Here is an 18,436-nt window from a genome sequence, read left to right on the forward strand (position 1 = left end):
TAGCGCCCGCCCTACGGGGCATTCAGAGCAATTCGATCTCTGCGTTAGTGATTTTCGCCTGGCAACCAGCATGGCTGTAACCACTGTCTTGACCTCGAACTGCTCTGAATGCCAGAGGTGTTTCGGACTTGTTCGCAGGTTCCTAAGTGCTAGGATTAGCACAGAATCGTTAATCCCCCGTGTCGTGGGGCCATTTCAATCCTGGTTTTTAAGTCCAATATTCATGTCATCTGAAACTCATGCTCAGCCGGAACTGCCGGATTTTGATCTGATCGCCAATCTGATGGTCGCCGAAGGCGTACACGTTGTATCACCGTCCGAACTGCATGGCCTGTTCAGCGGCCACCTGGCAGCAGGTGCTCGCCTGGAGCCTGCGGTCCTGCTCCAGGGCGCGTGCGACCTGATGGATGTCGAAGCGCTCAAACATGAAAACAGTAAGATCCTGCTGCTGGATCTGTATCAGCAGTCTCTGGCGATGCTGGAAGCACCGGAACTGATCTTCGAGCTCTGTGTGGCGGATGAGGATCAGAGCCTGGCGCAGCGTGCCGAATCGCTGGGGCAGTGGTGTCAGGGATTCCTGAGTGGTTTTGGTCTGTACGGCAAGCACACCGACAAAACCCTGTCGCGTGAAGCTAAAGAGGCGTTGGCGGATCTCAACCAGATCGCCCAGATTGTCGCAGGCGTGGAAGAGGATGACGGCAGCGAAAACGACCTGATGGAAGTGGAAGAGTATGTTCGTATGGTGGTGTTGATGCTGTTTGCCGAATGCAACAAAGCAGAGCCACCTGCCGATAACAACAGCCCTCAGACTACAGTGCACTGATTATGAAAAGCCTGCTCGCTCAGTCGGTCTTTGCCGAACGTCGTCAGCGCCTGATGGCGCAGATGAAACCGCACAGTATCGCGATCATTCCCTCCGCGCAGCTGGCGTCCCGTAACCGGGATGTGGATTACGCCTTCCGCCAGGACAGTGACTTCTACTACCTGACCGGTTTTGACGAGCCGGATGCAGTGATGGTGCTGATCCCGGGTCGGGAGGAGGGCGAGTATGTGGTGTTCTGCCAGGATCGTGATCCCGAGATGGAGATCTGGCATGGCTACCGGGCCGGACCCGAAGGCGTGAAGAGCGAGTACGGTGCGGATCAGGCGCACCCCAACGGTCTGATCGACGACGAGATGCCGTCTTTGCTGGATGGTTGCGAACGTATCTATTACGCCATCGGGTGTGACGAGGGCCTGGACGCCCAGGTGCGTGGTTGGCTCAACGCGATTCGTGCCCATGCCCGTCAGGGTGCCGTGCCACCTACCGAGATGGTAATGCTGGACCACCTGCTGCACGAGATGCGCCTGTTTAAGTCCGAAGACGAAGCCGGGCTGATGCGTCAGGCGGGAGAGATCTCCGCGCAGGGCCATGTACGGGCGATGCGGGCGTGTAAGCCGGGTATGACCGAGTACCAATTGGAAGCGGAGATTACCCATCACTTTGCGGTGAACCGCTGCCGCCAGGCGGCGTATCCCTCCATCGTGGGGGGCGGTAACAATGCCTGCGTGCTGCACTACACCGAAAACGCCGAGGTGCTGAACGACGGCGACCTGGTGCTGATCGACGCCGGTTGCGAGCTGGATTATTACGCCGGGGATATCACCCGTACCTTCCCGGTGAACGGCACGTTCAGCGAAGAACAGAAAGCCCTGTACCAGCTGGTGCTGGATACCCAGGAAGCCTGTATCGAACTGGTTAAACCGGGTACGCCATGGAATGAGGTGCACGATCTGTCGGTGGAGATCATCACCCGAGGTCTGGTCGAGCTGGGGCTGCTTAAAGGGGATGTGGAGGAGCTGGTTGAGAACGGCGCCTACCGCGAATTTTACATGCATCGGGTTGGCCACTGGCTGGGCATGGATGTGCATGATGTGGGTGACTACAAGGTGGACGGCACATGGCGTCCGCTGGAGCCGGGCATGGTGATGACCGTGGAGCCGGGTATCTATGTCTCCCCGTTTAATGACAAGGTTGAGGAGCGCTGGCGTGGTATCGGTATCCGCATCGAGGACGACGTGCTGGTGACAGAGGCAGGGCATGAAGTCCTGACCGCGTCTGTACCGAAGCGGGTTGATGAGATCGAAGCGTTGATGGCGGACTGAGCCGGTTTAAAGATGAAGCAGCATTACGACGTTGTGATTGTAGGTGGTGGTATGGTCGGCGCGAGCCTGGCCTGTGCACTGCTGCCTGCCAGTGAAAAGCTGGATCTGAATATCGCCGTGATCGAGGCCTTCCCGTTGCCGGAGGCAAATGATCTGGTTTACCAGCCAAGCTACGACTCGCGCGCGACCGCGCTGGCCTATGGTGCCCGCACCATCTACGAGCTGATGGGAATCTGGGATACGTTGCGCGAACACCTGAGCCCGATCGAACATATCCACGTCTCCGACCGGGGGCGTTTTGGCGCCACCCGCCTGCATGCGCAAGATGAGCATGTGGCCGCGCTGGGCTACGTGGTGGAAAACCACTGGCTGGGCCGTGTCCTGCTGGACCGCCTGCAGCAATCGGATGCCGGTCGGGTCGATTTTATCTGCCCCGCAGAAGTTACCGATATTGTGCCGGGTGCCGAGCAGATGGCGCTAAGCGTCAAGCTTGATGAGCAGGTGTACGATCTGACCGCCGAGCTGGTGGTGATGGCCGATGGTGGCCGTTCCGAACTGCGCGAGCGCATGGGAATCGGTTATACACAGGAAGCGTATGGCCAGCATGCGGTGATCGCCAATATCAGCCCGGATCGTCCACATGAAGGGATCGCCTACGAACGTTTCACCGATTCCGGCCCGATGGCGCTGTTGCCGTTGGAAGACGAGGGAGGTCGTCACCGTTGTGGTCTGGTCTGGACTGTGCCGGATGAAATGGCGGACGAGATCCTGGGGCTGGACGATGCCGAATTTATCGAGCGGGTGCACGAGCGCTTTGGCTATCGTGCTGGCTGTTTTGTGCATGTGGGTGAACGCCATGCCTACCCGCTGAAACTGTCGATTGCCGATGAGCAGGTGCGCGCCGGCCTGGCAGTGCTGGGCAACGCAGCGCACGCATTGCACCCGATCGCCGGGCAGGGGTACAACCTGGCGTTGCGCGGTGTAGTGGCCTTGGCTGACCAGATTATTGCGGCACGCAAGCAGGGTATCCCGGTGGGTGACCTGGGTGTGCTACAGGCGTTTTATGAGCAGCAGCGCTATGACCAGCAGCGCACAATCGGCCTCAGTGACCGGGTGATGAAGTTGTTCTCCAACAACAATCCACTGTTCGCCTTTGGCCGCGATCTGGGGCTGCAGTTGCTGGATGTCTGTCCACCGGCAAAGACCGTATTCGCCCGCGGCGCGATGGGGCTGGATATACCCGCGCCGGACCTGAAGTGAACGTACAAAAAACTGATAACCGATTTTGAGTGAAGAGTAAGCGATGAGCGCAGCAGAACAGGTGGATATCGTCATTGTAGGCGCAGGGATGGTCGGCGTGACACTCGCTACGGCCCTCGCACCCTCAGGGCTCAATATCTGGTTGCTGGAGCAGCGTGACGGTGATCCCGCCGGGTATCCGGACGTGGTGCGCACGCAGCAGGCGCAGGGCTATGACCCGCGTGTCAGCGCACTGACCTGCGCTTCACAGCAGATCCTGACCTCGGTAGGAGCCTGGTCCAAAATGCAGGATTACCGTGTCTGCCCGTACACCCATATGGATGTCTGGGACGGTGAAGGCACCGGTCATATTCACTTCTCGGCCAACGAATTGCACGAACCCTGTCTGGGTCATATTGTTGAGAACCGCGTCACCCTGGCGGCGTTATACGAAGCGATGGGCGCCTGTGACAACCTGCACTTCCAGTCTGGCGTAGCGGTGCAGCAACTGTCCGAGCCGGATATGGTGGCGGGTGGTCAGCGTACGCTGGCGCTGAGCGACGGCCGTAAAGTACAGACACCGCTGGTGGTTGCGGCCGATGGTGCGTTGTCTCGCACTCGGCAGATGGCGGCGATTCCAATGATGGAGTGGGATTACGGTCACCACGCCATCGTCACCACTATCCGCACCGAAAAATCCCATGAAGCGACTGCGTGGCAGCGTTTCACCGAAGATGGCCCGCTGGCGATCCTGCCGTTGCACGCCGATGATAACGATCGCACCAGCTCCATTGTCTGGTCCACCTCGCCGGACCACGCCAAAGAATTGATGGAGCTGGACGATGCCGCGTTTTGTGCCGAGCTGGCGCGTACCTTTGAACACCGTCTCGGTGCGGTGGAGTGGGTGGATAACCGGCATGTATTTCCGCTCCGTCAGCGTCACGCCAAGTACTACGTGCGCGATGGCTTCGCTGCTATCGGTGATGCGGCGCACACCATCCATCCGTTGGCTGGTCAGGGGGTAAACCTGGGGCTGCTGGATGCGGCGGCGTTGGCCGAAGTGCTGCTGGATGCAGCTGAACGCGGTGAGGCTTATGGTAGTGAAGCCGTGTTGCGCCGCTTCCAGCGTGCCCGTCAGAGCGACAACCTGCAGATGTCAGCGGCAATGGAGGGCTTCAAGCGTCTGTTCAACAGCGAGCAACCGGCCCTGCGCCTGGTGCGCAACATGGGCATGAATCTGCTGGATAAGGTCGGCCCGGTGAAAAACCATATCGTGATGGATGCGATGGGATTGCGGGGTGATTTGCCGCGCCTTGCCCAGCGCCCTATCCGTAGCTGATCGAGGCTGCTATTGGGCGAGGGGATTTGTCGCAAACCCTCGCCACTACTGGCCTCTAACACCTGCCGTCTGCGACAATTGTCTACCCCGGTTGCGCGATCAAAGATTGATCTGATCGCCAAATGCCTATAAATTGTGATCCCTTTTCTTTTTGTTTTTGCGACAGCTGTTCGGGTCGCCCGTGTATACAGAATAAGAGTTTCGTTATGGGCAATAAAACCGCGCTTTACCAGGCACATGTGGATATGGGTGCCAAAGTTGTTGATTTCGGTGGCTGGGATATGCCACTTCACTATGGCTCGCAGATGGAAGAACACAACACTGTTCGAAATGCTGCGGGTATGTTTGATGTGTCCCATATGACGGTCGTGGATGTGACCGGTGCCGATGCCAAAGAGTATCTGCGTTATCTGCTGGCCAACGATGTGGCTAAGCTGCAAGAGAAAGGCAAGGCGCTTTACTCCGGTATGTTGAACGAAGACGGCGGCGTGAAAGACGATCTGATCGTTTATCTGATGACCGATCCGGGTGTAACCAGCGAATGGTTCCGTGTCGTGGTAAACTGCGCCACCCGCAAGAAAGACCTGGACTGGATGGCGGAGCAGAAAGCCAAGTTTGACGATGTGGCGCTGACCGAGCAACCGGAACTGGCGATGGTCGCGGTGCAGGGACCAAAAGCCCTGGAGTTGGCGAAAGTGGCGGTGAATGAATCCCGCGCTAAACTGATCGACAGTCTCAGTGTTTTTCAGGGTGTCGAGTCCGAGGGCTGGTTTATTGCCCGTACCGGTTACACCGGTGAAGACGGCTTGGAAGTGATGGTCCCAGAAGATGAGGTTGCCGCTTTCTGGCAGGCATTGGCTGATGCCGGTGTCGAACCTTGTGGTTTGGGTGCACGTGATACGTTGCGTCTGGAAGCGGGTATGAACCTGTACGGCAACGAGATGGATGAAAGCATCAATCCGTTGCAGGCGAACATGGCCTGGACCATTGCCTGGGAACCGGAAACCCGTGATTTTATCGGGCGTAGCGCGCTGGAAGCGGCGAAACAGGCCGGTATCGAGCAGAAGCTGGTAGGTCTGGTGTTGGAAGGACGTGGTGTGCTGCGTGCGCACCAGAAAGTAATTATCGACGGTGTGGGCGAAGGTGAAATTACCAGTGGTAGTTTTTCGCCGACACTGGGGCACTCGGTTGCGATGGCACGTGTACCTGCTGCGACCGGTGACAGTGCTGATGTAGAGATGCGTGGCAAACGGGTGCCGGTCAAAGTCGGTCGCCCGGTGTTCGTACGAAACGGCAAGAAAGTCTTTTCTTAATATTGAGCGTAGGGGACGCTGGAATGAGTAACAATCCATCCGATCTGAAATATGTAGCGAGTCACGAGTGGATCCGTGTTGAGGGTGATGGCACCGTAACGGTTGGTGTAACCGATCACGCACAGGAGTTGCTGGGTGACGTTGTGTTTGTTGAGCTGCCGGAAGTCGGCACTGAGCTGGCAAATGGTGATGATGCGGGTGTAGTGGAGTCTGTAAAGGCCGCTTCCGACATCTACGCGCCGCTGTCCGGTGAAGTGGTGGCAGTGAACGAAGAGCTGGAAGACGCACCAGAGACCGTAAACAGCGATCCTTACGGTGACGGCTGGTTCTTCAAGCTGAAGCTGACTGATGAATCAGAGTTGGACAGCCTGCTGGACGCTGATGCGTACTCCGAGCACTGCGAATCTGAATCCTGATTTAACGTAGCGCATCTTGGGATGCGCTGCGCTGATCTACCTATCCCGGCAGCGGGCCTGCCAGCGGGATTTTCGTTTTTTATCGAAAATTCGCTGGTGTGCTCCTGAGCCGGGATTGTTGTTTAAGCCGGACGGAAATTAATGTCACTGCAAACCCTTAAACTTCGCGACGGTGCTGACCGTCGTCTCCGGGGTGGTCATCTCTGGATCTACTCAAATGAAGTGGATACCGCGGCTACGCCACTGAAAAATTTCGCGGCGGGCGAACAAGTGGTTGTGGAAAACAACCGCGGTAAAGCGCTGGGTATCGCCTACCTAAACCCGAACACCCTGATCTGCGGCCGTATCGTCAGCCGTGATCTGAAACACGTGTTGGATCGCTCCCTGCTGGTACACCGCTTGAACGTGGCGCTTTCCCTGCGTGAAGCCTGCTTTGACGCACCGTGTTACCGCTTGGTGTACGGCGACAGTGATGGCCTGCCGGGCCTGGTGATCGACCGTTTTTACGACACCTTCGTGGTGCAGATCTCCACCGCCGGTATGGAAGCGGTGCTGGAAGATATCATCGAGGCGCTGCACAAGGTGTTCCGCCCGAAAGCGATCCTGCTGCGTAATGACGGCAAGATGCGTGATATGGAAGGCCTGGAAACCTACACCGAGATCGTGCACGGTGAGTTGCCGGATCTGTGTCCATTGGAAGAGAACGGCGTGCAGTTGCTGGCGCCGTTGCAGAAAGGTCAGAAGACCGGCTGGTTCTACGACCACCGTGCCAACCGTGCCGAGATGCAGAAGCATGTGAAAGGCAAACGTGTACTGGACCTGTTCAGTTACGTGGGTGGCTGGGGTGCGCAAGCGCTGGCAGCGGGTGCCGAGCAGGTAGTCTGTGTCGATGCGTCACACTACGCACTGGAAGTGGCGGCTGAGAACGCCCGTATCAACGGGGCGGAAGAGCGCTTCGAGGGGTACCACGGTGATGCCTTTGATATCTGTAAGGGTATGATCGCCGAGAAGGAACGTTTTGACGTGGTGATCGTGGATCCGCCGGCGTTTATCGCCAAGAAAAAGGATATCCGCAACGGCGAGCGCGCCTACTCCCGGATGAACAACTTCGCCATGCGTCTGCTGAATAAAGGTGGTGTGCTGGTCTCCGCGTCCTGCTCGATGCACCTGGAGTACAACCGCCTGATGGACATTATCCGTTCCAACAGCCGCGAGCTGGATCGCAGTGCGCAGGTGTTCCATCAGGGTCATCAGGGTGCTGACCACCCGCTGCACCCGGCGATTCCGGAAACCGACTACCTGAAAGCCTACTTCGCGCGCATCCTGCCAGCGAGCTAAGGAAGGTGCAAACAAGTCCTGTGAGTGCTCTGCAAGCCCTTAAGCCTACAGGACTTATTCGCACCTTCCTAAGGAGATCATCATGCACTACAACACGCTGGGCAATACGGATATTAACGTCAGCCTGATCTGCCTGGGGACCATGACCTACGGCAGTGATCACAGCGAGGCTGAAGCCCACGAGCAGATGGATTACGCCCTGGCGCAGGGCGTGAACTTCTTTGATGGGGCGGAGATGTATCCGATCCCAACCTCACCTGAGTATCAGGGGCGTAATGAGGAGATCATCGGCAGCTGGCTGAAACTGCGCGGCAACCGTGATCAGGTAGTTGTGGCAACCAAAGTGGCGGCGGCAGCGGATATGGTGAGCTACCTGCGTCCGGGTATGGCGCTCGATCGCAAGAATATCCGTGCAGCGGTCACCGGCAGTTTGAAACGTCTGCAGACCGACTACATCGATCTCTACCAATTGCACTGGCCGGAGCGTGCCACCAACTTCTTTGGCCAGCTCAACTATGTGCACAAGCCGGAGCACGACGGTACGCCAATCTTGGAAACCCTCGAAGCGCTGGCGGAGCTGGTGGACGAGGGTTTGGTGCGTCACATCGGGCTCTCCAACGAAAGTGCCTGGGGCACCATGAAGTTTCTGCAGCTGGCGGAACAGCACCAGTTGCCGAAGGTGGTGTCGGTGCAGAACCCGTACAACTTCCTCAATCGTACGGCGGAGGTGGGGCTGGCTGAGGTGTTGCACCGGGAGAACGTTTCCCTGCTGCCTTACTCTCCGCTGGCCTTTGGCGTACTGAGCGGTAAATACATCGGAGGCGCCCGTCCGGACGGTGCCCGTATCACCAGGTACCCGATGTACGGCCGTTACTTCACCGAGCAGGGGCAGAAAGCGGTTGAAGCCTACACCGCGCTGGCGCAGAAACACGGTATCGATCCGTGCATCATGGCGCTGGCCTGGGTGAACGGCCGCCCGTTTGTGGATTCCAATATCATCGGCGCCAGTACCATGGATCAGCTGAAAGCCAATATCGCCTCGGCGGAGGTAACGCTCTCCGATGAATTGCTGGCGGAGATCGAAGCGATCAACGTGTTGTATCCAAATCCGTGCCCTTAAGGGCAGCCTGGCAGGTTGTGGATAAAAAGAACCCCGCTTGATAGCGGGGTTTGTTTTTTCGCGTAGGGTGAGGGAAATCGGGTTTTAGCTGCGGCGCATTTCGCGGTCGAACTGGAACTTGCGGGAGGTCACGTAACCCTCCATCTGGCGTAGTTTTTCGTCCACCCGGCGCATGCGCTCGCTGATATCTTGCACCTGGCTGGTTGGGGTCGGGCCGTAACCGAACAGGGCGTCTTTCAGGTTGTGCGGTGTTTCGCCCCGGCTGCTGTAACTATGTCGCTGACTGTGGCGGTGTTCGCGGTGGTGCTGGTGTTGTGTGTGCGACTGAGAGCGGTTGCTGGTGTCCCGCGGACGCTTGGCCAGCAGTACAACACCCGCCACATAAAGCAGGATGGCAAAGCCACCGGTGAACAGGAACAGGGTGATAAATCCCAGGCGTACCAGCCAGGACGGCATATTAATGTTGTCGGCAATGCCGCCGCAGACGCCCGCCAGCCAGCGGTCGTCGCGACTGCGATAAAGATCCATGCCGTAGCCACTGTATTTACGTGAAAACATGGTTAGCTCCTTGTTGAATCCTGATAACGATGGCCGGATTCGGTTTCGCGCCACTGGGGATGTTCCGCATCCAATATGGTTTCCAGTGTGCCGATACGTTCTTCCAGCCGTTCTACCTGGGCCAGCGCACTGGTCAGGGTATGGCGATCATCGTCGGACAATCCTTTTGCGGCCCGTGACCTGCTGACGTAATGCAATACCAGCCAGAGCGGGGCTACCAGCCCCATGAAGATCACGGTTGGGACGAAGAAGAACAGGATGCTAGACATCACTCTTTACCTTTCTGGTCGCTATCCATCTGAGCTTTCAGTTTAGCCAGTGCTTCGTCGAGTTTCTCGTCGCGTTCCAGATCGGCGATCTCTTCGGCCAGATCCTTGGTGCCCAGGTCGTAGCTCTCCACCTCCGCTTCCATATCGTCCATCTTGCGCTCGTAGCGCTCAAACTTCTCGAACGCTGCGTTCAGTTTGTCACGGCTGAAGCGGCGACGGATCTCCAGGCGGGAGCGGGTGGTCTGTTCACGTGCCAGCAATGCTTTCTGTTTCGCTTTGGCATCATCCAGCTTGCGCTGCAACTGACCAATCTCGTCGTTCAGTTCAGCCAGTTGTTCGTCTACTAGCAGCATTTCGTTGTGAGCCAGTTCCAGGGTGTCCTGGATGCTGGACTGTTCGGCCAGAGCGGCGCGGGCCAGATCTTCGCGGCCTTTGCTCAGCGCCAGTTTTGCCTTGCCTTCCCACTCGTCGGCGTCACGCTGCAGGTTGTTGATGCGACGCTCCAGGGTTTTACGGTCGGCGATTACGCGAGCGGAGGTGGTGCGAACTTCTACCAGTGTGTCTTCCATCTCCTGAATCATCATCCGGATCATTTTTTCCGGGTCCTCTGCGCGGTCCAGCAGGGAAGTGATGTTGGCGTTCACGATGTCCTGAAAACGGGAAAAGATACCCATGATCATCTCCTTTTAATCGACACAAGGTCGCTTGTTGGCTTTCCCGGTATATAGCGATTGCCGTGCCAAAAATGGATTTAATTTTCTAACTCTATGTTTTTATGTGGATTTGTTGGGTTTTGGAGGGAAATGACAGGGATTAGAAATGTAGCTAGTATGTCTATTAAATAGTCTTTAAAGCTAACTAATAGTCAAATGGATCATTCTAAACGCCAGCCTATAATAGGCGGCTCCCCGCTGTTGATGGATGTGATCGGCCAGGTCTCCGGTCTGGCGCCGTTGAGCAAGCCGGTGCTGATTGTGGGTGAGCGTGGTACGGGTAAGGAATTGATTGCTGAGCGGCTGCACTTCCTGTCGCGCCGTTGGGATGAGGCCTTCCTCAAACTCAACTGTGCGGCGATGAGTGAAAGCCTGCTGGAGAGTGAATTGTTCGGCCACGAAGCGGGCGCCTTTACTGGTGCAACCAAGCGCCATCAGGGACGTTTCGAGCGCGCCGATGGTGGTACGTTGTTTCTCGATGAGCTGGCAACCTGCTCGTTGCGGGTGCAGGAGAAGCTGTTGCGGGTGATCGAGTATGGCGAGTTTGAGCGCCTGGGCGGACAGCAGACGATCCGGGTGGATGTGCGTCTGATCGCTGCCACCAACGAGGATATTCCACGCTTGGCCGAGGAGGGGCAGTTCCGTGCCGACCTGCTTGACCGCCTGGCCTTTGATGTGGTGAATCTGCCGCCGCTGCGCTATCGCAAGGATGATATCCCAGAGCTGGCAGAACACTTTGCGCTGGGTATGTGCCTGGAGCTGGGGCGGCCATACTTCCCTGGTTTCAGTGATGAGGCACTGGAACAGCTGGTGGCCTATAGCTGGCCGGGCAATATTCGCGAGCTGAAGAATGTGGTGGAACGCAGTGTCTACCGCAGTGATGATCAGGAAGCGCCGGTTGAGTCGGTGTTGATCAATCCGTTTCATGCCCCGTGGCGGGACGCAGAGGTATCGCAAGAACTGGCAGCGGACGCCGCACCCGTTGCGAAGCCTGTTGAAAAGACACCATTGGATATATTGCACTTGGCAAGCTTGCCAGAACGTATGCGTGCGCTGGAAAAGCATGCGCTGGAGCAAGCGCTGGGCGAGAATCATTTCAATCAGAGCCTGACGGCGGACGCTCTGGGGCTGACCTACCATCAGCTGCGCAGTTACCTGCGTAAACACGAGATGCTGCCGTTGAAGAAGTATCTGGCTGCGATGGATGAGGTGTAGCGCCAGAGGTTGTGGATAAAAAAAGCCGACACGCGTGTCGGCTTTTTTATGGATATGTGTCAGAACGTATGGGTGGGTTATTTCGCTGCCCAGTCCGGCACGCTTAACAGGTCGATACCCCACAGCAGTGGTAGTACGTAGGCGATGCAGAACGTAATAGCGACGACGCTCACCAGATTGATCCAGAAACCGGCTTTGGCCATTTGGAGAATACTGACGTAACCGGATCCATACACCACGGCGTTCGGCGGCGTGGCCACCGGCAGCATAAAGGCGAAGGACGCAGCGATCGCGGCGGAGAACATGGTGCCAAACGGATGCACGCCCATGCTGTCGGCCACGGCCGCCATTACTGGAATCAGCAGTGTGGCTGTGGCGGTGTTGGAGGTAATCTCGGTGAGGAACAGGGTCAGCAGCACCACCACACCGATAAACAGTGTCAGGTCCATACCGCTCAGCAGACTTAGTTGGCCGCCGATCCACTCGGTCAAGCCGCTGGTGGAGAAACCTTTTGCCAGTGCCAGACCGCCGCCGAACAGCAGGATTACACCCCACGGCAGTTTCACGGCCGATTCCCAGTCCAGCAGGAAAACGCCTTTTTTCAGATTGACCGGCGTCATAAACAGCAGTAGTGCGCCGATGATGGCGATGGTAGCGTCATGGATCATCGGTGGCTTGATAAATCCACGCAGTATCCAGGCTGCTGCGGTGAGCAGGAAGATCAGGAGCACCAGTTTCTCGGCTTTGCTCATAACGCCCAGCTCACTGAGCTGGCGTTCGACCATCTCTTCGCCGCCCGGCAAGCTTTTTAGGCCGGATGGATAGATTACCTTCACCAGAAGGAACCAGGTAATGCCCAGCATTACCACTGCCAGCGGTACACCAAAGCTCATCCACTGGGCAAAACCGATGGAGTAGCCGTAAAGGTTCTCGGTCATGCCGGCTAGCACGGTGTTGGGTGGTGTGCCGATCAGGGTGCCGACACCACCGATGGAGGCGGCAAACGCGATACCCAGCATCAGCGAGATGCCAAACTTGAAGTTCATCGGGCGGGTATCCACTCCGTCGACCGGTTGCTCATGCAGGTCATCAGCGGCCTGGTGGATGATCGCCAGGCCAATCGGCACCATCATCATGGTGGTGGCGGTGTTGCTTACCCACATGGAAAGGAAAGCAGTCGCAATCATAAAACCGAGTACGATGCGGTCGGGACCGGTGCCGACCAGGCGGATGGTGTGCAGCGCCACGCGCTTGTGCAGGTTCCAGCGCTCCATGGCAATCGCAATCAGGAAGCCACCCATAAACAGGAAGATCAGGTGGTTAGCGTAGGATGGGGTCGCCTCTGCTGATTTCATGATGCCCAGCAGCGGGTAGAGCGCCACCGGAAGCAGGGAGGTGGCTGGGATCGGAATGGCTTCGGTAATCCACCAGGTGGCCATCAGGGCTGCGATGGCTGCAACCTTGAGGGCTTCAGGCTTCATTCCATCCGGTAAAGGCAGGGCAAGTATCAGTAGGAACAGAGCAGGTCCCAATACCAGTCCTACGCGTTGACGCATACTGTACATAAACGGTAACTCTTTGCTTGTTGTTGATTGTGTAAGCAGAGCGGAGAGCATGGATCGTGCCATGTCCGCGTTTCCGCTTATTAGCCTTATAGTCAGGGTAGTTGTTGATCACGGAATAATCGATTGCGGTTTCAAGTGGGCGGTATTCCGCCTGCCGGGTGTTGGAAAATAGGCGGGATCTCGCCACTTTGGCCGCTTTAGGAATGGTTGGGCGCTGTCTCGATTTAGCGTCATATTTCGACATGAAAAGGTCCTTAGCTGAAAGCTGGGCTGCGTATTTTTTTTAACATGCTGATTTAGAATGAATTTTAAGGATTGGTATGACATTTGTAGTCAAGGGAGGGAAAGGAAGAAAACTGGATCTGATTTTTGTCCGATTGGTGTAGTGAACAGGGGGAAGTATGGAGCACATCAGTTATGTACCAATGTATTTGGCGGCACTGGGCGGATTTGTGATTGGGGTGGTTGTTGCTCGGGCATAACGCATTGCGTTGGGATGCGGTTATTGGTGTCTCCAATCGGAGACAGGTTAACTCATTGATAAATATTATATTTATTGATAGATCTGTCTTTTTGTCTCTGTTTGGAGACAAAAATGTCGTGAGCGCGTTATAACACCAGCAACATTTCCAGACGGGAGTGGCTGAAGGCCTCAAGCAGCGCATCCACCTGGCTGTGCTTAAGGTAATCCTCGGGGATGAGTAATGTATTTGTGGCACGCAGCGTCACCGTTTGCTGCAGGGTCTGGAGATCGTCACCCAAAGGGATGATCTCGGCAGGCAGCTCAAAGTGGGTAGGCAGGTTCTTGATGTCTAGTTTATCCGGCACAAACACCACCAGATGCTTATAGCCACGTCGCAGCAGGCTGTTGGCCAGTGAGACCGTGTGCTCCCCGGTTGGGCTGGCGACATAGACCAGATACAGGGTGTCGCGCGGTGGTCGGCGCGCACTCGGAATGCGAATCATCAAGGTGGCTGGACTTAGCCATAATACATCGCCGCCCCCGCAGCGTCGGAGTAGCTGCTGCTTGGAATCCTGATGAATCAAAAAACTGCCACGCAAGTGGGTGGTTTGAAGGGTTTGCTTAAAGGATTGTTCCAGTTGACGGGCCAGTGAGCGCAAACTGCGATCTACCTGTTGCGGTGACAGTGGCCGCTCGCTGCTGGATTTAAACTCAATTTCCCGGCAGAACGGCAGCCCGGCCGCTTCGCGCAGAAAACCACTCTCACTGAACATCAGATGCAGTTCGGCGCCCTGTTCCAGTGCCAGCTCGACGGCGGATTCCAGGGCTTCATTGACTTGGCTGCCTGGATCCAGCGCCAGCAAAATCCGATTTGTTTTAGTCACGTTTGTCGGCCTCTTTCTCCTGGTCGGTACTCAACAGTTGGCGCTTAAGGTCGCAGAAGTGCGCCAGCTGCTTCATAACCCGGTCATTGAAGCTATCCTGGGGGTAGGTGCCCTCTGCATCACTGGTGCCTGCGGGGATGTCGGTGAACAGTGTGATGGCGTCATCCAGGGTGTCGAGCGGGTAAATTGTAAATTGGCCTTCAGCGCAGGCTTCGCGGACCTCTTCGCGCAGCATCAGGTGGCGTATATTGTTGGCGGGTATGGCGACACCGTGGCTGCCATTGAGTCCGCGGGCTTTGCAGATATCAAAGAAACCCTCGATCTTTTCGTTCACGCCGCCGATCGCCTGGACCTCGCCAAGCTGGTTAAGGGAGCCTGTCACTGCCAGATTTTGTTTGAGAGGGATGCCGGTGATGGCTGAGAGCAGTGCCAGCATTTCAGCCACTGAGGCGGAGTCGCCCTCGATACCGCCGTATGACTGCTCGAAAACCAGAGTGGCCGACAGCGCGAGGGGGGTATTGCGGGCATACCGGGATGCCAGCAGTGCACTGGTAATCATGACCGCCTTGCTGTGGATATCACCACCCATATCACTCTCGCGTTCGATATCGAGAATCTTGCCGTTGCCCAGACGCGCGGTTGCGGTGATGCGGGAAGGACGACCGAAGTAGAAGTCGCCCAGCTGTACCACTGAGAGACCGTTGATTTGTGCGATCTCGCTGTCGTGGGTGGTGATCTTCAGGGTCTCTTCGCTGATCAGTTCCTGAATGAGCTGCTGATAGCGGTTGCTGTGCCACAACCAGCGATCCAGGGCTGCTTTTACGTGTTTGCGTTCGATCAGCGTGCTGTTCTGCTGGCGGGCCTCGTGGTCGGCTCGGTGGATCAGATCAATAAGCCGGGCCATGTGTAGCGAGAGTTTGTGACTGTGCTCCATGCGACGGGCGCTAAATTCAATGATTTGGGCCACACCTCCCGGCGCCAAAGGCAGCAGATTCGCCTCGCGTCCCAGGGCGGCGATGATACGGGCGTAGTGTTGGCAGGCTTCCGGGCTACGATCAATACTGTCTTCCATATCGGCCTGCACCTTAAACAGCAAGCCGAAGTCGGGGTCGTACTCTTTGAGCAGGTGGTAGAGCAAGCGGTCACCACACAGGATGACTTTCGCATTGGTTGGGATCGGTTCCGGTTCCAGGGATATGGTGCTGGAGAGGCTGAGCATCTCGTGGATCGATTCAATGCGGATTTCACCTGACTTAAGGGCACGTTTCAGGGCCGGCCAGCTGAAGCCGCTGGAGAGTAGATGAAAGGCATCAATAATCAGGAAGCCGCCGTTGGCTTTATGCAATGCTCCAGGCTGGATGAGCGTGAAGTTGGTCATAAGTGTGCCGAACTGTGAGATATGCTCAATGCGGCCGATCAGGTTCTGCAGGTTGGGCTGGTCCAGATAAACAACCGGGGCGCTGGTGGTGGCGCTATTATCCACCAGTACATTTACCTTGTAGCGGTTGAACTGAGTCGAGCTGGCCTGCCGAGCGGTGGTGTTATCCTCGCCGGATTCGGGCATGAAGTCGGAGGCGTTGCTCTCGATATCGCTTTGAACGCTGTCCAGATAGAGGTCGACGCCTGGATGCTCCTCATAGCGTGATTTCAAATAGTCTATCGCCGGTTCGACGGCCTGCTGAATAAAGCTGCGGTTGAGTTCCTTCACCCGCGCGACGCTCTCCTCCTGCCAGCTGTTTAAGGTGCGCACACTGGCCTTGAGTTTGTCATTGATCACATCGATGCCGGCTTTCATCTCTGCCTGTTCTTGCTCGGTGAGCGCGTTGAACTCCTTCGTGGTGATCAGTTTTCCATCGCGCGTGGGGGCGATGGTATAACCGGTCGCCGTGCGCATCAGTGTCAGCTTGCGCTCTTTGGCTTCGCGGCCCAGGTCGCTGAACAGCTGTTCTTCGCGTTCGTGGTACTCCTCCTGCAATTCATTAACCCGGCGATGGTATTCGTCGCTTTGCAGGGTGGCGGGTAGCGTGACCAGCAGGCGCTCCACCAGATCGGTCATATCCTTTTGCAGCTGTCGACCAATGCCTTTTTGCAGGCGCAGGGCATGTGGTTTGCTGGGGGTATCAAAGTTGTTGATGTAACACCAGTCGAACACAGCGCCGCTGTCCTTGGGATGCTGTTCCAGGATGCCCTTAACCAGGGACAGTTTGCCGATTCCGGTTGGCCCGGTCACGTAGAGGTTGTAACCCGGGCTGGGCATCTCGACGGCAAAGCGTATGGCATCCTTGGCGCGTGCCTGCCCTAGGTGATTGGGTAGGGGGTCCAGTTCCGCGGTGGAACTAAACGTGAATGTGGTTTCATCACAGGCGGAGTAGAGCGCCTGGCTGGCAAGCGGCTGTATATCCATCAGTGAGGACTCCTGCGTCAACCGGTGAGTGGATAGGCGTACTGTTGAGTATAGCTAGGGGGATGCAAGTGCGAGTGCGAGTGGGAGGGGGGTAAAGGGATGTTCAGGCAGGGCAGCGCCTGCCTGAAGGGAGGGAATTAGCGCAGGTCGAGGATCTGCCAGTCGCTTGCTTGGGCGCGGTTTTCCAGTAGTTCGTCCGGGTTGACGGCAACCGGTGTGTTTACCAGCTCCAGCAGGGGAAGGTCGTTGTGGGAGTCGCTGTAAAAATAGCTACCTTCCAGGTTGTGGCCGGTCTCTGCCAGCCAGGCGTGCAGGCGTTCTACCTTACCGTGCTGGAAGCAAGGCGTGCCTTCCACATGGCCGGTGTAGGCACCGTCTTTCATCTCCGGCTCGGTCGCCAGGATTGCGTCGACACCCAGGCGATCGGCGATCGGTTGAGTGACAAAACGGTTGGTGGCGGTGATGATCAGCAGGAAGTCACCCTGGTCGCGGTGTTTCTGCAGCAGGGCTTCGGCTTTTGGCAGCATGATCGGTTCGATCATCTCCTGCATAAACTCCTCATGCCATGCGTTCAGCTGGGCGATTTCGTTCTGTGCCAGTGGCAGCAGGGCGAAATTGAGGTACTCATGGATATCCAGACCACCGCTTTTATACTGTTCATAAAAGTAGTCGTTTGCACGACGGTAGGCAGCGGTATCAACGATCCCTTTTTTACACAGGAACTCGCCCCAGGCGTGATCGCTGTCGCCGCCGATAAGGGTGTTGTCCAGATCAAAGATAGCCAGGCTCAAGTGGGAGTCTCCCTGTCAGGTTGCTGGTGACCGGAAAATCCGGTGATGTAAAGTGATTTTACAGCCTGCTCCGGGCGGGAGTAAGGGGTAAAACAGTTGATTTGCCGACCACAAAAGAATTGTGGAACAATAGGTTGAAAAAGTTTTAGGAAAAAATACGTGATCGATTCAGATGGGTTTAGACCGAATGTCGGTATCATTCTGGCTAACTCGCTGGGTCAGGTTCTCTGGGCAAGGCGTATTGGTCAAGACGCCTGGCAGTTTCCGCAAGGTGGTATCAACGAAGATGAATCGCCGGAACAGGCGATGTTTCGTGAACTTAAAGAGGAAATAGGTCTCACATCCACAGACGTTGAGATTGTCGCGGTAACCCGAGGTTGGCTTCGTTACCGTTTGCCCAAGCGCATGATTCGGCGCAATTCACATCCGATATGTATTGGTCAGAAACAGAAGTGGTTTCTGCTACGGATGCTCACAGATGATAAAGCGGTGACGATTGATACGAGTGAGTCACCGGAATTCGATGATTGGCAGTGGGTCAGCTATTGGTATCCACTGGGCCAGGTCGTCTCGTTTAAACGCGAGGTGTATCGAAAGGCGATGCGTGAGTTGTCGCCAAAGCTGTCACGGATGATCGTATAAGAATTATAAATACATAAAAACT

The 18,436-nt window shown here is 56.4% G+C and carries 17 protein-coding genes; 10 read left to right on the top strand and 7 right to left on the bottom strand.

The annotated features are described in order from the left end of the window. The first annotated feature begins 223 nt into the window (after positions 1 to 223). From QKW35_RS12175 to QKW35_RS12210, 8 genes are all read left to right on the top strand, one after another. Positions 224 to 823: a UPF0149 family protein gene (locus QKW35_RS12175; RefSeq protein ID WP_282353421.1), complete on the top strand. Its 600-nt coding sequence runs from the start codon at positions 224 to 226 to the stop codon at positions 821 to 823. Positions 824 to 825: 2 nt separating this feature from the next. Beyond that, complete coding sequence (gene pepP / locus QKW35_RS12180; RefSeq protein ID WP_282353422.1) at positions 826 to 2,145, top strand: Xaa-Pro aminopeptidase; 1,320 nt, start codon at positions 826 to 828, stop codon at positions 2,143 to 2,145. 12 nt (positions 2,146 to 2,157) lie between these two features. Continuing rightward, positions 2,158 to 3,405 carry a 2-octaprenyl-6-methoxyphenyl hydroxylase gene (gene ubiH / locus QKW35_RS12185; protein ID WP_282353424.1) on the top strand — a complete coding sequence of 416 codons (1,248 nt, stop codon included), beginning with the start codon at positions 2,158 to 2,160 and terminating at the stop codon, positions 3,403 to 3,405. Positions 3,406 to 3,448: 43 nt separating this feature from the next. Continuing rightward, positions 3,449 to 4,723, top strand: a complete 1,275-nt coding sequence (locus QKW35_RS12190) for an FAD-dependent monooxygenase (protein ID WP_282353426.1) — start codon at positions 3,449 to 3,451, stop codon at positions 4,721 to 4,723. Positions 4,724 to 4,929: 206 nt separating this feature from the next. Continuing rightward, positions 4,930 to 6,036, top strand: coding sequence for a glycine cleavage system aminomethyltransferase GcvT (gene gcvT, locus QKW35_RS12195; RefSeq protein ID WP_282353428.1), 1,107 nt, complete (start codon positions 4,930 to 4,932; stop codon positions 6,034 to 6,036). A gap of 23 nt (positions 6,037 to 6,059) precedes the next feature. Continuing rightward, positions 6,060 to 6,452 carry a glycine cleavage system protein GcvH gene (gene gcvH / locus QKW35_RS12200; protein WP_282353430.1) on the top strand — a complete coding sequence of 131 codons (393 nt, stop codon included), beginning with the start codon at positions 6,060 to 6,062 and terminating at the stop codon, positions 6,450 to 6,452. A 141-nt stretch (positions 6,453 to 6,593) separates the two neighbouring features. Then, positions 6,594 to 7,790, top strand: a complete 1,197-nt coding sequence (locus tag QKW35_RS12205; protein ID WP_282353432.1) for a class I SAM-dependent rRNA methyltransferase — start codon at positions 6,594 to 6,596, stop codon at positions 7,788 to 7,790. An 82-nt stretch (positions 7,791 to 7,872) separates the two neighbouring features. Then, complete coding sequence (locus tag QKW35_RS12210) at positions 7,873 to 8,910, top strand: NADP(H)-dependent aldo-keto reductase (RefSeq protein ID WP_282353434.1); 1,038 nt, start codon at positions 7,873 to 7,875, stop codon at positions 8,908 to 8,910. An 84-nt stretch (positions 8,911 to 8,994) separates the two neighbouring features. On the opposite strand, the gene QKW35_RS12215 is transcribed toward QKW35_RS12210, so the two are convergent. Genes QKW35_RS12215 through pspA form a run of 3 tightly spaced genes read right to left on the bottom strand, consistent with a single transcriptional unit; the run spans position 8,995 to position 10,411 of the window. Then, positions 8,995 to 9,468 carry a PspC domain-containing protein gene (locus QKW35_RS12215; RefSeq protein WP_282353436.1) on the bottom strand — a complete coding sequence of 158 codons (474 nt, stop codon included), beginning with the start codon at positions 9,466 to 9,468 and terminating at the stop codon, positions 8,995 to 8,997. Positions 9,469 to 9,470: 2 nt separating this feature from the next. Continuing rightward, positions 9,471 to 9,737: an envelope stress response membrane protein PspB gene (gene pspB, locus QKW35_RS12220; protein WP_282353437.1), complete on the bottom strand. Its 267-nt coding sequence runs from the start codon at positions 9,735 to 9,737 to the stop codon at positions 9,471 to 9,473. After that, a complete protein-coding gene (gene pspA / locus QKW35_RS12225; RefSeq protein WP_282353439.1) occupies positions 9,737 to 10,411 on the bottom strand; it encodes a phage shock protein PspA in 675 nt (224 codons plus the stop codon). The genes pspB and pspA overlap by 1 nt, the downstream gene beginning before the upstream one ends. Positions 10,412 to 10,606: 195 nt before the next feature. Here pspA and pspF point away from each other — a divergent pair, with 195 nt between their 5' ends. Further along, entirely contained in the window at positions 10,607 to 11,665 is a 1,059-nt protein-coding gene (gene pspF, locus QKW35_RS12230; RefSeq protein WP_282353441.1) for a phage shock protein operon transcriptional activator, read from the top strand. Positions 11,666 to 11,742: 77 nt separating this feature from the next. Here pspF and QKW35_RS12235 read toward each other — a convergent pair whose 3' ends face one another. From QKW35_RS12235 to QKW35_RS12250, 4 genes are all read right to left on the bottom strand, one after another. After that, positions 11,743 to 13,293: an SLC13 family permease gene (locus tag QKW35_RS12235; protein WP_282353444.1), complete on the bottom strand. Its 1,551-nt coding sequence runs from the start codon at positions 13,291 to 13,293 to the stop codon at positions 11,743 to 11,745. A 546-nt stretch (positions 13,294 to 13,839) separates the two neighbouring features. After that, a complete protein-coding gene (locus QKW35_RS12240; RefSeq protein WP_282353445.1) occupies positions 13,840 to 14,577 on the bottom strand; it encodes a universal stress protein in 738 nt (245 codons plus the stop codon). Further along, positions 14,570 to 16,981 (bottom strand): ATP-binding protein, encoded by a 2,412-nt coding sequence (locus QKW35_RS12245; protein ID WP_282353446.1) that lies wholly within the window; start codon positions 16,979 to 16,981, stop codon positions 14,570 to 14,572. The genes QKW35_RS12240 and QKW35_RS12245 overlap by 8 nt, the downstream gene beginning before the upstream one ends. Positions 16,982 to 17,118: 137 nt before the next feature. Further along, a complete protein-coding gene (locus QKW35_RS12250) occupies positions 17,119 to 17,772 on the bottom strand; it encodes a histidinol-phosphatase (protein ID WP_282353448.1) in 654 nt (217 codons plus the stop codon). A gap of 159 nt (positions 17,773 to 17,931) precedes the next feature. On the opposite strand from QKW35_RS12250, the gene rppH reads away from it, so the two are divergent. Continuing rightward, positions 17,932 to 18,414 carry an RNA pyrophosphohydrolase gene (gene rppH, locus QKW35_RS12255; RefSeq protein WP_282353449.1) on the top strand — a complete coding sequence of 161 codons (483 nt, stop codon included), beginning with the start codon at positions 17,932 to 17,934 and terminating at the stop codon, positions 18,412 to 18,414. Positions 18,415 to 18,436 lie beyond the last annotated feature (22 nt).

This window comes from Pontibacterium granulatum (genome assembly GCF_029961155.1).
In the GTDB taxonomy this organism is placed as follows: Bacteria; Pseudomonadota; Gammaproteobacteria; order Pseudomonadales; family Balneatricaceae; genus Pontibacterium; species Pontibacterium granulatum.

Coding starts and splice junctions, on each gene's coding strand:
- QKW35_RS12175 (WP_282353421.1), top strand. CDS start 224: ATGTCATCTGAAACTCATGCTCAGCCGGAACTGCCGGATTTTGATCTG.
- pepP (WP_282353422.1), top strand. CDS start 826: ATGAAAAGCCTGCTCGCTCAGTCGGTCTTTGCCGAACGTCGTCAGCGC.
- ubiH (WP_282353424.1), top strand. CDS start 2,158: ATGAAGCAGCATTACGACGTTGTGATTGTAGGTGGTGGTATGGTCGGC.
- QKW35_RS12190 (WP_282353426.1), top strand. CDS start 3,449: ATGAGCGCAGCAGAACAGGTGGATATCGTCATTGTAGGCGCAGGGATG.
- gcvT (WP_282353428.1), top strand. CDS start 4,930: ATGGGCAATAAAACCGCGCTTTACCAGGCACATGTGGATATGGGTGCC.
- gcvH (WP_282353430.1), top strand. CDS start 6,060: ATGAGTAACAATCCATCCGATCTGAAATATGTAGCGAGTCACGAGTGG.
- QKW35_RS12205 (WP_282353432.1), top strand. CDS start 6,594: ATGTCACTGCAAACCCTTAAACTTCGCGACGGTGCTGACCGTCGTCTC.
- QKW35_RS12210 (WP_282353434.1), top strand. CDS start 7,873: ATGCACTACAACACGCTGGGCAATACGGATATTAACGTCAGCCTGATC.
- QKW35_RS12215 (WP_282353436.1), bottom strand. CDS start 9,468: ATGTTTTCACGTAAATACAGTGGCTACGGCATGGATCTTTATCGCAGT.
- pspB (WP_282353437.1), bottom strand. CDS start 9,737: ATGTCTAGCATCCTGTTCTTCTTCGTCCCAACCGTGATCTTCATGGGG.
- pspA (WP_282353439.1), bottom strand. CDS start 10,411: ATGGGTATCTTTTCCCGTTTTCAGGACATCGTGAACGCCAACATCACT.
- pspF (WP_282353441.1), top strand. CDS start 10,607: ATGGATCATTCTAAACGCCAGCCTATAATAGGCGGCTCCCCGCTGTTG.
- QKW35_RS12235 (WP_282353444.1), bottom strand. CDS start 13,293: ATGGCACGATCCATGCTCTCCGCTCTGCTTACACAATCAACAACAAGC.
- QKW35_RS12245 (WP_282353446.1), bottom strand. CDS start 16,981: ATGGATATACAGCCGCTTGCCAGCCAGGCGCTCTACTCCGCCTGTGAT.